Origin of the sequence: Streptomyces sp. NPDC004667, from assembly GCF_040609475.1 — a bacterium.
Lineage (GTDB): Bacteria > Actinomycetota > Actinomycetes > Streptomycetales > Streptomycetaceae > Streptomyces.
Window position 1 is genome coordinate 13,914 of record NZ_JBEXKC010000011.1, and the last position, 12,596, is coordinate 26,509.

Sequence of the window (12,596 nt, forward strand, 5' to 3'; positions counted from 1 at the left end):
CTCTTCAAATCAAGAATCTTGACATCGAGATATATCGGCCCGACCATGAGGACATGGAGGGGGCCGGAACGGCTTCCGGCCCCGACCGCCCACCGGCAGGGAGGCCCGCCCATGCATTCCGACACCGCACCGGACGCACGTCACGCCGCATCCGCATCCGCATCCGCGTCCGAGGCCGCGCCCGCATCCGCGTCCGAGGCCGCCGCGCCACCGACGCCCACCTGGGACCCCCGGCAGTACCTCCGGCACGCCGGCCACCGCGCACGGCCCTTCCTCGACCTGCTCGCCCGCGTCGACGGGCTCCCCACCTCCCCCGCCCGCATCGCCGACCTCGGCTGCGGCCCCGGCAACGTCACCGCCCTGCTCACCGGCCGCTGGCCCGACGCCCGCATCACGGGCTACGACCTCTCCCCGCAGATGCTGCGCCGCGCCGAACAGGAGTACGCCGGACCCACCCCCGGCGGCGGCAGCCTCGACTTCCGCCACGGCGACCTGACCGGCTGGGTGCCCGAGGAGACGTACGACCTGATCGTCTCCAACGCGGCCCTGCAGTGGGTGCCCGGCCACCCCGGCTCCTTCGCGCGCTGGATCGACGGCCTGCGGCCGGGCGGCACCTTCGCCTTCCAGGTCCCCGGGAACTTCACCGCCCCCAGCCACCGGCTGCTCGCCGAACTGTGCGACACCGCGCGGTGGCGGGACCGGCTGGGGGGACTCGGCGCGCGCCACGTCGAGGTCCTGGAACCCGGCGAGTACCTCGACCGCCTCACCGGGCTCGGCTGCGACGCCGACGTGTGGGAGACGACCTACCACCAGCTGCTCCAGGGGCCCGACGCGGTCCTCGACTGGGTCAAGGGCACCGCGCTGCGGCCGGTGCTCACCACCCTCGGCGACGACGGGCCGGCCGTCGACCGCTTCCTGGCCGAGTACCGGGAGGCACTGCGCGAGGCCTACCCGCCCGGCCCCCGCGGCACCGTCTTCCCCTTCCGCCGCGTCTTCGCCGTCGCCCGCAGGCAGGCCTGACCGTGCTGAGCGCCGTCGACCACGTACAACTGGCCGCGCCCCCCGGCTCCGAGGACGCGCTGCGCGCCTACTACCGGGACGTGCTGGGCATGGAGGAGGTCCCCAAACCGCCCGTCCTCGCCGCCCGCGGGGGCTGCTGGTTCGCCGCCGGAACGGTCCGGCTGCACCTGGGGGTCGAGGAGGACTTCCGGCCGGCCCGCAAGGCCCACCCCGGACTGCGGGTGACCGGCATCGAGGCCTACGCGCACCGACTGCGCGAGCGCGGGGCCGAGGTGGTCTGGGACGACGACCTCCCGGGACACCGCCGCTTCTACTCCGAGGACCCCGTCGGCAACCGGCTGGAGTTCCTGGAGCCGGACCCCGCGCACACCTGACCCGGCCCGGGGTGAACGGACGGCGCCCCGCCACCGGGAAACCCGGCGGCGGGGCGCTCTCGTGACCGTCCGGGGCCGCGCTCAGCTCTTGCGGTGGCCCACCAGGCGGGGCCTGGCCTCCAGGTTCTCCAGCCCGTGCCAGGCCAGGTTCACCAGGTGCGCCGCCACCTCGGCCTTCTTCGGCCGGCGGGTCTCCAGCCACCACTGCCCCGTCAGCGCGACCATCCCGACCAGCGCCTGCGCGTAGAGCGGGGCCAGCTTCGGATCGAAGCCCCGGGCCTTGAACTCCAGCCCCAGGATGTCCTCCACCTGCGTGGCGATGTCGCTGATCAGCGAGGCGAACGTGCCCGTCGACTGCGCCACGGGGGAGTCCCGCACCAGGATCCGGAAGCCGTCCGTGTAGTTCTCGATGTAATCGAGCAGGGCGAACGCCGCCTGCTCCAACAGCTCCCGCGGGTGCCCGGCCGTCAGTGCACCCGTCACCCCGTCAAGCAGCTGGCGCATCTCGCGGTCCACGACCACCGCGTAGAGGCCCTCCTTGCCGCCGAAGTGCTCGTACACCACCGGCTTGGACACCCCGGCCTTCGCCGCGATCTCCTCCACCGAGGTGCCCTCGAAGCCCTTCTCCGCGAAGAGGGTGCGGCCGATGTCCAGCAGTTGCTGACGCCGTTCGGCGCCCGTCATCCGGACCCGGCGACCTCGCCTGGGCTTGTCGTTGCTGGAGCTGCTGCCGTCGATCGCCACGTCCCCCATCATGCCGCGTTCGTCGTGTTTTCCTTGCGCCGGGCGTCGAGGCGCCCGCCGGACGGCCAGCGCACGTCCGAGGCCCAGCCCAGCCGCTCGAACCAGCGGATCAGCCGCGCACTGGAATCGACCTGGCCGCGCAGGACACCGTGCCGGGCCGAGGTCGGGTCGGCGTGGTGCAGGTTGTGCCACGACTCGCCGCAGGACAGCACCGCGAGCCACCACACGTTGCCGCTGCGGTCGCGGGAGCGGAACGGCCGCTTGCCCATCGCGTGACAGATCGAGTTGATCGACCACGTCACGTGGTGCAGCAGCGCCACGCGGACCAGCGAGCCCCAGAAGAAGGCCGTGAACGCACCCCACCAGGACATCGTCACCAGACCGCCCACCAGCGGCGGGATCGCCAGCGACACCACCGTCCACAGCACGAAGTCACGCGAGATCCGCCGGATCGCCGGGTCCTTGATCAGGTCCGGGGCGTACTTCTGCTGGTCGGTCTGCTCCTCGTCGAAGAGCCAGCCGATGTGCGCCCACCACAGGCCCTTCATCAGCGCCGGCACCGTCTCGCCGAACCGCCACGGCGAATGCGGGTCGCCCTCGTGGTCGGAGTAGCGGTGGTGCTTGCGGTGGTCCGCCACCCAGCGCACCAGCGGCCCCTCGACCGCCATCGACCCCATGACCGCCAGCGCGATCCGCAGCGGCCGCTTCGCCTTGAAGGACCCGTGCGTGAAGTAACGGTGGAAGCCGATCGTGATGCCGTGGCAGGTCAGGAAGTACATGAACACCATCAGGCCGAGGTCCAGCAGGCTCACCCCGCGGCCCCAGGCCAGCGGCACCGCCGCCAGCAGGGCCAGGAAGGGCACGGTGATGAACAGCAGCAGCGCGATCTGCTCCACCGACCGCTTCTGCTCACCGCCGCGCGTCGCGGACACCGCGTCAGTGGAAGGAGTGGAGGACGCGGGCGCGTCCTCGATCAGATCGGGACCGATCGTCATGGGGGTTCCCCTGGGGGGTGAGAAGTCGGCAGGCTCGCCGGAACGGACCCTACGGACCCGTAACCTACGGCATCGTAAGTATGGCAAAGGTCCCCGGCGGGGCAAGGGAGCACACCACACCTCGACACCACACCTCCCCGCCTCCCGACCCGCGCGCGGCGCCGCGGCGGCGGCGCGCACGGGGCGCGGCGGCGGCGCTGCCGGGGCACAAGTACGCGCCACCTATCCTGGTGTCGTCGGACAGCGCGGTCCGCACGGGCAGCCCGGGCTGCGCACCGGTGCATCGGTAGGCACCATCACCGCGCGCCCCCCGGGAGCCCACAGCCCAGTAGCGCTCGAACACTGCAAGGAGCCGCACCTGTGAGCAGTGCTGACCAGGCCGCCCAGGCCCCCGCCACCCGCACCTCCGCGGAGACCGCGAACGCCGAGCTGCGCGCGGACATCCGCCGCCTCGGCGACCTCCTGGGGGAGACCCTCGTACGCCAGGAGGGCCAGGACCTCCTCGACCTCGTCGAACAAGTACGCGCCCTGACGCGCACCGACGGCGAAGCCGCTGCGGAGCTGCTCGGCGAGACCGACCTGGAGACCGCCGCCAAGCTGGTGCGCGCCTTCTCCACCTACTTCCACCTCGCCAACGTCACCGAGCAGGTGCACCGCGGCAAGGACCTGCGCGCCCACCGCGCCGCCGAAGGCGGCCTCCTCGCGCGCACCGCCGACATGCTCAAGGACGCCGACCCCGAGCACCTGCGCGAGACGGTCCGCAACCTCAACGTCCGGCCCGTCTTCACCGCGCACCCCACCGAGGCCGCCCGCCGCAGCGTCCTGAACAAGCTGCGCCGCATCGCCGCCCTGCTGGAGGAGCCCGTCTCCGGCGCCGGCGAGCGCCGCCGCCACGACCTGCGGCTCGCCGAGAACATCGACCTCGTGTGGCAGACCGACGAACTGCGCGTCGTGCGCCCCGAACCCGCCGACGAGGCCCGCAACGCCATCTACTACCTCGACGAGCTGCACGCCGGCGCCGTCGGCGACGTCCTGGAGGACCTCGCCGCCGAGCTCCAGCGCGTCGGCGTCGAGCTGCCCGCCGGCACCCGCCCGCTCACCTTCGGCACCTGGATCGGCGGCGACCGCGACGGCAACCCGAACGTCACCCCCGAGGTCACCCGCGACGTGCTGATCCTCCAGCACGAGCACGGCATCACCGACGCCCTCGAACTGGTCGACTTCCTGCGCGGCCTGCTGTCGAACTCCATCCGCTACACCGGCGCCACCGAGGAGCTCCTGACCTCCCTGCAGGCCGACCTGGAGCGCCTCCCGGAGATCAGTCCCCGCTACAAGCGGCTGAACGCCGAGGAGCCGTACCGCCTCAAGGCCACCTGCGTGCGCCAGAAGCTCCTCAACACCCGCGAGCGCCTCGCCAAGGGCATCCCCCACGAGGAGGGCCGCGACTACCTCGGCACCGCCGAGCTGCTCACCGACCTCACCCTCATCCAGACCTCCCTGCGCGAACACCGCGGCGCGCTCTTCGCCGACGGCCGCATGGACCGCACCATCCGCACCCTGGCCGCCTTCGGCCTCCAGCTCGCCACCATGGACGTGCGCGAGCACGCGGACGCGCACCACCACGCGCTCGGCCAGCTCTTCGACCGCCTCGGCGAGGAGTCCTGGCGCTACGCCGACATGCCGCGCGACTACCGGCAGAAGCTCCTCGCCAAGGAACTGCGCTCGCGCCGCCCGCTCGCCCCGACGCCCGCCCCGCTCGACGCGGCCGGCCACAAGACCCTGGGCGTCTTCGGCGCGATCAAGGACGCCTTCGAGAAGTTCGGCCCCGAGGTCATCGAGTCGTACATCATCTCGATGTGCCAGGGCGCCGACGACGTCTTCGCCGCCGCGGTCCTCGCCCGCGAGGCCGGACTCATCGACCTGCACGCCGGCTGGGCCAAGATCGGCATCGTGCCGCTCCTGGAGACCACCGACGAGCTGCGCGCCGCCGACGTCATCCTCGACGAGATGCTGGCCGACCCCTCCTACCGCCGTCTCGTCTCGCTGCGCGGCGACGTCCAGGAGGTCATGCTCGGCTACTCCGACTCCTCCAAGTTCGGCGGCATCACCACCTCCCAGTGGGAGATCCACCGCGCCCAGCGCCGGCTGCGCGACGTCGCGCACCGCTACGGGGTGCGCCTGCGCCTCTTCCACGGCCGCGGCGGCACCGTCGGCCGGGGCGGCGGCCCCTCGCACGACGCGATCCTCGCCCAGCCCTGGGGCACCCTGGAGGGCGAGATCAAGGTCACCGAGCAGGGCGAGGTCATCTCCGACAAGTACCTCGTCCCCTCGCTGGCCCGCGAGAACCTGGAGCTGACCGTCGCGGCCACCCTCCAGGCCTCCGCCCTGCACACCGCGCCCCGCCAGTCCGACGACGCCCTGGCCCGCTGGGACGCGGCCATGGACATCGTCTCGGACGCCGCGCACGCCGCGTACCGGGAGCTCGTCGAGGACCCGGACCTGCCCGCGTACTTCTTCGCGGCCACCCCCGTCGACCAGCTCGCCGACCTGCACCTGGGCTCCCGTCCCTCCCGCCGCCCCGACTCGGGCGCGGGCCTGGACGGGCTGCGGGCCATCCCGTGGGTGTTCGGGTGGACCCAGTCCCGCCAGATCGTCCCCGGCTGGTACGGCGTGGGCTCCGGCCTGAAGGCCCTGCGCGAGTCCGGCCAGGACGCGGCCCTCACCGAGATGGGCGAACGCTGGCACTTCTTCCGCAACTTCCTCTCCAACGTCGAGATGACGCTGGCCAAGACGGACCTGCGGATCGCCCGCCACTACGTCGACACGCTCGTGCCCGAAGACCTCAAGCACGTGTTCGCCCGGATCGAGGCCGAGCACGAGCTGACCGTCCGCGAGGTCCTGCGGATCACCGGCGGCGAGCGGCTCCTGGACTCCAACCCGATCCTCCAGCAGACCTTCGCCGTCCGCGACGCCTACCTGGACCCGATCTCCTACCTCCAGGTGTCCCTGCTGGCCCGCCAGCGCGCCGCGGCCGCCCGCGGTGAGGAGGCGGACCCGCTGCTGGCCCGCGCCCTGCTGCTCACCGTCAACGGCGTGGCGGCCGGTCTGCGCAACACCGGCTGACCCGGCCCCGCCCCGCACGCACGGAAGCCCCCGCCGACGGCGGGGGCTTCCTCGTACGCGGGGTCAGGAGTTGTACGTCGACTGCGCCCGCTCCAGGCCTTCCTGGATCAGGCACTCCACGGCGTCGGCGGACCGGTCCACGAACCAGTCAAGCTCCTTGCGCTCGGTCGAGGAGAAGTCCTTCAGGACGAAGTCCGCGACCTGCATGCGGCCGGGCGGGCGGCCGATGCCGCAGCGCACGCGGTGGTAGTCCGGGCCCATCGCCTTCGTCATCGACTTCAGGCCGTTGTGCCCGTTGTCCCCGCCGCCGAGCTTCAGGCGCAGCGTCGGGTAGTCGATGTCCAGCTCGTCGTGGACCGCGACGAGCTTCTCCAGCGGCACCTTGTAGAAGTCGCGCAGGGCCGTGACGGGGCCGCCCGAGAGGTTCATGAACGACATCGGCTTGGCGAGCACGATCCGGCGGTTCGCCGGTCCCGGCGGGCCGATGCGGCCCTCGACGACCTGGGCGCGGGCCTTGTGCGCCTTGAACCTGCCGCCGATCCGCTCGGCCAGCAGGTCGGCCACCATGAAGCCGATGTTGTGGCGGTTGCCGGCGTACTCCGGTCCGGGGTTCCCGAGACCGACGATCAGCCAGGGTGCCGCGTCGTCCGACATCAAAAGCTCCTTAAGTGCCTGGAACGAAGACGACCGCCGTCCCGCTCCAGTGGAGCCGGACGGCGGTCGGTCAGCAACTGCTGAGGGGGTGGGGCGAGGCTCAGGCCTCGTCGCCCTCGGCGGCCTCGGCGGCCGGCTCCTCGGCCTGCGGGGCGACGACCTGCAGGACCGGGGTCTCGGCGTCGACGGCCAGGGTGGTGCCGGCCGGCAGGACCAGGTCGGAGGCGTGCACGGTGGCACCGGCCTCCAGGCCCTCGATCGAGACGGTGATCTCGGTCGGGATGTGGGTGGCCTCGGCCTCGACGGAGACGGTCGCCAGCAGGGTCTCCAGCAGGTTGCCGCCGGCGGCCAGGTCGCCCTCGGTCACGACGGGAACCTCGACGGTGACCTTCTCGCCCTTCTTGACGATCAGGAAGTCGACGTGGGAGATGGAGCGCTTCAGCGGGTGCTTCTGCACGGCCTTCGGGATGACCAGCTCGGTGCCGTCGCCCGCGATGTCCAGGGAGATCAGGACGTTCGGGGTGCGGAGCGCCAGCTGGAGGCCGTGGCCCTCGACGTTGACGTGCTTCGGGGTCTGGCCGTGGCCGTAGATGACACCGGGGACCAGGGCGTCGCGACGGGCCTGGCGGGCGGAGCCCTTGCCGAAGGTGTCGCGGAGCTGGGCGGAAAGCTTGACCTCGGACATGCTCACTCCTCGTGGGGTGACGGAAGAACGGACTGGGTCACCCGGCCGGAACGGCCTGCTACGAAGAGCGCGTCGATAACGGAGCGTCCGTACCGTGAAACGGGTACGGCCTCCCTCGCCGAGCAACTCAAGGAGTGTACCCGGCGCGGGAGGCCGCGCCCAAAAGGATCTCTGCCCGGGGTCAGCCCGGTGTTACTGCTGCTCTTCGAAGAGGCTGGTGACCGAGCCGTCCTCGAAGACCTCGCGCACCGCGCGGGCGATCATCGGGGCGATGGAGAGCACCGTGATCTTGTCGAGCTCCAGGTCCGAGGGGTCCGGGAGGGTGTTCGTGAAGACGAACTCGCTGACCTTGGAGTTCTTCAGGCGGTCGGCGGCCGGGCCCGACAGGATGCCGTGCGTGGCCGTCACGATGACGTCCTCGGCGCCGTGCGCGAAGAGCGCGTCGGCCGCGGCGCAGATGGTGCCGCCGGTGTCGATCATGTCGTCGACCAGGACGCAGACGCGGCCCTTGACCTCACCGACGACCTCGTGGACGGTCACCTGGTTGGCGACGTCCTTGTCGCGGCGCTTGTGCACGATGGCCAGCGGCGCGTCCAGACGGTCGCACCAGCGGTCGGCCACGCGCACGCGGCCGGCGTCCGGGGAGACGATCGTCAGCTTGGTGCGGTCCACCTTGGCGCCCACGTAGTCCGCGAGGACGTTGAGGGCGGACAGGTGGTCGACCGGGCCGTCGAAGAAGCCCTGGATCTGGTCGGTGTGCAGGTCGACCGTGAGGATGCGGTCGGCGCCCGCGGTCTTCAGCAGGTCCGCGACCAGGCGGGCCGAGATGGGCTCGCGGCCCTTGTGCTTCTTGTCCTGACGGGCGTAGCCGTAGGAGGGGACGATCACGGTGATGGAGCGTGCCGACGCGCGCTTCAGCGCGTCGATCATGATCAGCTGCTCCATGATCCACTTGTTGATCGGAGCCGTGTGGCTCTGGATCAGGAAGCAGTCCGCGCCACGAGCCGACTCCTGGAAGCGGACGTAGATCTCACCGTTCGCGAAGTCGAAAGCCTTGGTCGGCACGAGGGCGACCCCCAGCTGGTGCGCGACCTCCTCGGCCAGCTCGGGGTGGGCGCGGCCGGAGAAGAGCATCAGCTTCTTCTCGCCGGTCGTCTTGATCCCGGTCACAGCACTGTCTCCTCAGACGTGTGGAAAGCTGCTCGCCCCCGTGTGCGTCCGTCCCGCACACGGTGAGCCAGCCGAATTGCGTGCACCTATCACGGTACGCCGTCGCGGGCGTAGCCGTTTCCGGTCAGTTCACCTCAGGGGCGACCGGAGTCCTGCTCGCCCGTCGACTGCGCGGCCGTCGCGGCCGCGCTGCCGGGGCGCTTGCGGGCCACCCAGCCCTCGATATTCCGCTGCTGGCCACGGGCCACGGCCAGGGCGCCGGGCGGCACGTCCTTGGTGATCACCGAGCCGGCGGCCGTGTAGGCGCCGTCCCCGATGGTGACGGGAGCCACAAACATGTTGTCCGAACCCGTCTTGCAGTGTGAGCCGACGGTGGTGTGGTGCTTGTGTTCACCGTCGTAGTTCACGAACACGCTGGCGGCGCCGATGTTCGTGTACTCGCCGATCGTCGCGTCGCCCACGTACGACAGGTGGGGCACCTTGGTGCCCTCGCCGATCGTCGCGTTCTTCATCTCGACGTACGTGCCGGCCTTGGCCTTGAGGCCGAGGTTCGTGCCGGGCCGCAGGTAGGCGAAGGGGCCGACGCTCGCCTGCTCCCCGATCACGGCGCCGTCCGCCACCGTGTTGTCCACGCGGGCGCCCGCGCCGACGCGGGTGTCCTTGAGCCGGGTGTTCGGGCCGACCTCGGCCCCCTCGGCGATGTGCGTGGTGCCCAGCAGCTGGGTGCCGGGGTGGATCAGCGCGTCCTGCCCGAAGGTCACCGTCACGTCCACGAAGGTGCCGGCGGGGTCGACGACCGTCACGCCCGCGAGCATGGCCCGCTCCAGCAGGCGCGCGTTCAGCAGCGCCCGGGCCTCGGCCAGCTGGACCCGGTTGTTGATGCCGAGGATCTGGCGGTGGTCCGCGCCGACCGCCGCGCCGACGCGGTGGCCCGCCTCGCGCAGGATGCCGAGCACGTCGGTGAGGTACTCCTCGCCCTGGCTGTTGTCCGTGCGGACCTTGCCGAGCGCGTCCGCGAGGAGGTTCCCGTCGAAGGCGAAGACCCCGGAGTTGATCTCCCGGATCGCGCGCTGCGCGTCGGTGGCGTCCTTGTGTTCCACGATGGCGGTCACGGCGCCGGTGGCCGGGTCGCGGACGATGCGGCCGTAGCCGGTGGAGTCCGGGACCTCGGCGGTCAGCACGGTGACGGCGTTGCCGTCGGCCCCGTGGGTGGCGGCGAGCTGCGCGAGGGTCTCGCCGGTCAGCAGCGGGGTGTCGCCGCAGACCACGATGACGGTGCCGTCGACGGGCCCGCCGAGCTCTTCGAGGGCCATCCGGACGGCGTGCCCGGTGCCGTTCTGCTCGTGCTGGACCGCGGTGCGCACGTCGGCGTCGATCCCGGCGAGGTGTGCGGTGACCTGCTCGCGCGCGTGGCCGACGACGACCACGAGGTGCGCGGGGTCCAGCTCGCGGGATGCGGCGACCACGTGACCGACGAGCGAGCGCCCGCAGATCTCGTGCAGGACCTTGGGGGTGGCCGACTTCATGCGGGTGCCTTCACCCGCTGCGAGTACGACGACGGCTGCCGGGCGGGTTGCGCTCACGGGTGTGCCCTTCGGCTTCGGGGGTGGACCCAGGAAGGATACCGGTGCCGAAGTGCCCCTGTTCTGGGGGACTCCCGGGGGCGGACATACGAAAGGGCCCCGACCGGAGGTCAGGACCCGCGTGCTGTGAGCTCCCCGTGCTGAGCTCCCCTGTCAGGACTCGAACCCGAACATAAGGCACCAAAAGCCTCAGTGCTGCCAATTACACCACAGGGGATGGTAAACCCGACCGAATCGGACTTTCTGCGCTGCCGATCAAGCTGGCCGTCCCTACTATGCCGTACCACCCGCCCTCCCCGCGACGGTACTCGCGCCCGGATATGTCCGGGGTCGCCGCACGGGCCGCCCGTACGCTGGACGGCATGACCGGTACGGGGGAAGAGCGCGAGGGGACGGGCCGCGACGGGCCCTGGTGGTGGGAGCGGCGGAGGTCCGCTCTCCTGGACGTGGGGCTCGCCGCGGTGTCCGCCGCGGAGTGCGGGCTGGAGGGGGTGCCCTTCGCCCGGGAGGCGGGGATCCCGGCCGCGCTGGGCGTGTCGTTCGGAGTCGTGGTGGGGGCCACGCTCCTGCTGCGGCGGCGGTGGCCGGTGGCGGTGGTGCTCGTCGGCATCGGCGTCTCCCCGGCCATGATGGGCTTCCTGCTCGGGGTGGTGGGCCTCTACACCCTCGCCGCCTGCGAGGTGCCCCGCCGGGTCACCGTGACGCTGGGCTCGATGTCGCTCGCCGCGACCTTCGTGGTGACGTACCTGCGCACCCGCGGCGACGTGGAGGCCGACGGGCTGCTCGTCGTGGTGCTGTCCGCTTTCATGGCGGTGGCGCTGACCGTGCCGCCGGTGCTGCTCGGGCTGTACGTGGGGGCCCGGCGACGGCTGATGGAGAGCCTCCAGGAGCGCGCCGACTCGCTCGAACGGGAGCTGTCGCTGCTGGCCGACCGGGCCGAGGAGCGGGCCGAGTGGGCGCGTACGGAGGAGCGCACGCGGATCGCGCGCGAGATGCACGACGTCGTCGCGCACCGGGTGTCGCTGATGGTGGTCCACGCGGCGGCGCTCCAGGCGGTGGCCGAGAAGGACCCCGGCAAGGCCGTCAGGAACGCCGCGCTGGTCGGCGACATGGGCCGGCAGGCCCTCACCGAGCTGCGCGAGATGCTCGGCGTGCTGCGGGCCGGGTCGCCGGGGCCCGAACCCCGCCCGGCCGTGCGCGGGCAGGCCGCGCAGGCGGCGCCGGCGCTCGCGGGGGGTTTCGAGGACGGGCCCCGCCTCGCCGAGCTGGAGGCGCTGGTCGGACAGTCCCGGGCGGCCGGGATGAACGTCGAGATGGTCGTGCACGGCGAGGGGGAGCCGTACCCGGCGGAGGTGGAGCAGACCGCCTACCGGGTGGTGCAGGAGGCGCTGACCAACTGCCACAAGCACGCTCCGGGCGCGCGGGTCGTCGTACGGCTCGCGCACCGGGAGGGCGAGGTCGCCATGCAGGTCCAGAACGGGCCCTGCGGGGCGGACGGGGTCGAGCCCGGTCTGCCCAGCGGGGGCAACGGCCTGGTCGGGATGCGGGAGCGGGTGCTCGCGCTCGGCGGGGTGTTCGTGTCCGGGCCGACGGACGAGGGCGGCTTCAAGGTCTCCGCCGTGCTGCCGGCCTCCCGCTAGAGGAGTACGCCGTCCGGGTTCCGCCGACGCGGGCTCCCGACGGTCCCGCCGCCGCGGCCTCGGGATCCGTCGGGCCGCGGCGGTTCCCGGTGTCAGGGGCCCGTGGTCAGGCGGGCCGGCTGGAGGCCGGTCAGCAGGAGGGTGAGGGCCTCGTCGAGGCCGGAGCCCAGGTACCAGTCACCGGTGTGGTCGATCCCGTAGACCCGGCCCTCGCGGTCGATGGCCAGGTGGGAGCCGCCGTCGGCGTCGGTGCCCAGCGGGCAGAGCTGGGTGGACAGGGCCCGTCCCAGGTCGGCGAAGGTACGGGCCAGGTGCAGGCCGGACAGCGGGTCGATGCGGAGCGTGGCGGGCGCTATCTGCCGGCCCGGCCCGGGGGCGGTCACCCGCAGCCCGCCGAACTCGGCCCAGGCCTCCACGGCCGCCGGGAAGACGTTGTGCCGGTGCCCGGCGGGCGTCGTGTGGTCGCGCAGCGCGTCGGCCCAGTACTCGGCCTGCTTGATGTCCCAGCGGCCGGGTTCCCATCCGGCGGTGCGCAGCGCTGAGTCCACGGGGCCCGGGAACCGGGTCGCCGAGGAGCGGTCGTAGGAGGCGGAGGAGGCGGTCATGGC

At 72.2% G+C, this 12,596-nt stretch carries 11 protein-coding genes and 1 tRNA gene; 4 read left to right on the forward strand and 8 right to left on the reverse strand.

All coding sequences use genetic code 11. The features are described 5' to 3' along the window. The first annotated feature begins 111 nt into the window (after positions 1-111). Positions 112-1,020, forward strand: coding sequence for a trans-aconitate 2-methyltransferase (locus ABZW32_RS08610; RefSeq protein ID WP_356213080.1), 909 nt, complete (start codon positions 112-114; stop codon positions 1,018-1,020). 2 nt (positions 1,021-1,022) lie between these two features. Continuing rightward, complete coding sequence (locus tag ABZW32_RS08615) at positions 1,023-1,394, forward strand: VOC family protein (RefSeq protein WP_356213083.1); 372 nt, start codon at positions 1,023-1,025, stop codon at positions 1,392-1,394. Positions 1,395-1,475: 81 nt separating this feature from the next. Here ABZW32_RS08615 and ABZW32_RS08620 read toward each other — a convergent pair whose 3' ends face one another. Then, the gene (locus ABZW32_RS08620) at positions 1,476-2,150 is read right to left on the reverse strand and encodes a TetR/AcrR family transcriptional regulator (protein WP_285539054.1); all 675 of its coding nucleotides are present in this window, start codon (positions 2,148-2,150) and stop codon (positions 1,476-1,478) included. Further along, a complete protein-coding gene (locus tag ABZW32_RS08625; protein ID WP_356213086.1) occupies positions 2,147-3,133 on the reverse strand; it encodes an acyl-CoA desaturase in 987 nt (328 codons plus the stop codon). The genes ABZW32_RS08620 and ABZW32_RS08625 overlap by 4 nt, the downstream gene beginning before the upstream one ends. 429 nt (positions 3,134-3,562) lie before the next feature. Here ABZW32_RS08625 and ppc point away from each other — a divergent pair, with 429 nt between their 5' ends. After that, entirely contained in the window at positions 3,563-6,256 is a 2,694-nt protein-coding gene (gene ppc, locus ABZW32_RS08630; RefSeq protein WP_356213327.1) for a phosphoenolpyruvate carboxylase, read from the forward strand. A 63-nt stretch (positions 6,257-6,319) separates the two neighbouring features. Here the strand turns inward: ppc and pth are convergent, their stop codons facing one another. The 5 genes from pth to ABZW32_RS08655 all read right to left on the reverse strand — a co-directional run bounded on the left by pth (position 6,320) and on the right by ABZW32_RS08655 (position 10,565). Next, complete coding sequence (gene pth / locus ABZW32_RS08635) at positions 6,320-6,910, reverse strand: aminoacyl-tRNA hydrolase (protein ID WP_356213089.1); 591 nt, start codon at positions 6,908-6,910, stop codon at positions 6,320-6,322. A 100-nt stretch (positions 6,911-7,010) separates the two neighbouring features. Continuing rightward, on the reverse strand, positions 7,011-7,595 hold the full coding sequence (locus ABZW32_RS08640) for a 50S ribosomal protein L25/general stress protein Ctc (protein ID WP_356213092.1): 585 nt from the start codon (positions 7,593-7,595) through the stop codon (positions 7,011-7,013). Between the two features lie 192 nt (positions 7,596-7,787). After that, positions 7,788-8,765, reverse strand: a complete 978-nt coding sequence (locus ABZW32_RS08645; protein ID WP_030008898.1) for a ribose-phosphate diphosphokinase — start codon at positions 8,763-8,765, stop codon at positions 7,788-7,790. Between the two features lie 134 nt (positions 8,766-8,899). Next, positions 8,900-10,348, reverse strand: a complete 1,449-nt coding sequence (gene glmU / locus ABZW32_RS08650) for a bifunctional UDP-N-acetylglucosamine diphosphorylase/glucosamine-1-phosphate N-acetyltransferase GlmU (RefSeq protein WP_356213095.1) — start codon at positions 10,346-10,348, stop codon at positions 8,900-8,902. A gap of 145 nt (positions 10,349-10,493) precedes the next feature. Further along, positions 10,494-10,565, reverse strand: a tRNA-Gln gene (locus ABZW32_RS08655). A 145-nt stretch (positions 10,566-10,710) separates the two neighbouring features. On the opposite strand from ABZW32_RS08655, the gene ABZW32_RS08660 reads away from it, so the two are divergent. After that, complete coding sequence (locus ABZW32_RS08660; RefSeq protein ID WP_356213098.1) at positions 10,711-11,988, forward strand: histidine kinase; 1,278 nt, start codon at positions 10,711-10,713, stop codon at positions 11,986-11,988. Positions 11,989-12,080: 92 nt separating this feature from the next. On the opposite strand, the gene ABZW32_RS08665 is transcribed toward ABZW32_RS08660, so the two are convergent. Next, on the reverse strand, positions 12,081-12,593 hold the full coding sequence (locus ABZW32_RS08665) for an SUKH-3 domain-containing protein (RefSeq protein ID WP_266839497.1): 513 nt from the start codon (positions 12,591-12,593) through the stop codon (positions 12,081-12,083). Positions 12,594-12,596 lie beyond the last annotated feature (3 nt).

Excerpts from the sequence above, each read along its gene's own strand:
- ABZW32_RS08665 (WP_266839497.1), bottom strand. The coding sequence starts at position 12,593 with ATGACCGCCTCCTCCGCCTCCTACGACCGCTCCTCGGCGACCCGGTTC.
- ABZW32_RS08610 (WP_356213080.1), top strand. The coding sequence starts at position 112 with ATGCATTCCGACACCGCACCGGACGCACGTCACGCCGCATCCGCATCC.
- pth (WP_356213089.1), bottom strand. The coding sequence starts at position 6,910 with ATGTCGGACGACGCGGCACCCTGGCTGATCGTCGGTCTCGGGAACCCC.
- ABZW32_RS08660 (WP_356213098.1), top strand. The coding sequence starts at position 10,711 with ATGACCGGTACGGGGGAAGAGCGCGAGGGGACGGGCCGCGACGGGCCC.
- ABZW32_RS08620 (WP_285539054.1), bottom strand. The coding sequence starts at position 2,150 with ATGATGGGGGACGTGGCGATCGACGGCAGCAGCTCCAGCAACGACAAG.
- ABZW32_RS08625 (WP_356213086.1), bottom strand. The coding sequence starts at position 3,133 with ATGACGATCGGTCCCGATCTGATCGAGGACGCGCCCGCGTCCTCCACT.
- ABZW32_RS08640 (WP_356213092.1), bottom strand. The coding sequence starts at position 7,595 with ATGTCCGAGGTCAAGCTTTCCGCCCAGCTCCGCGACACCTTCGGCAAG.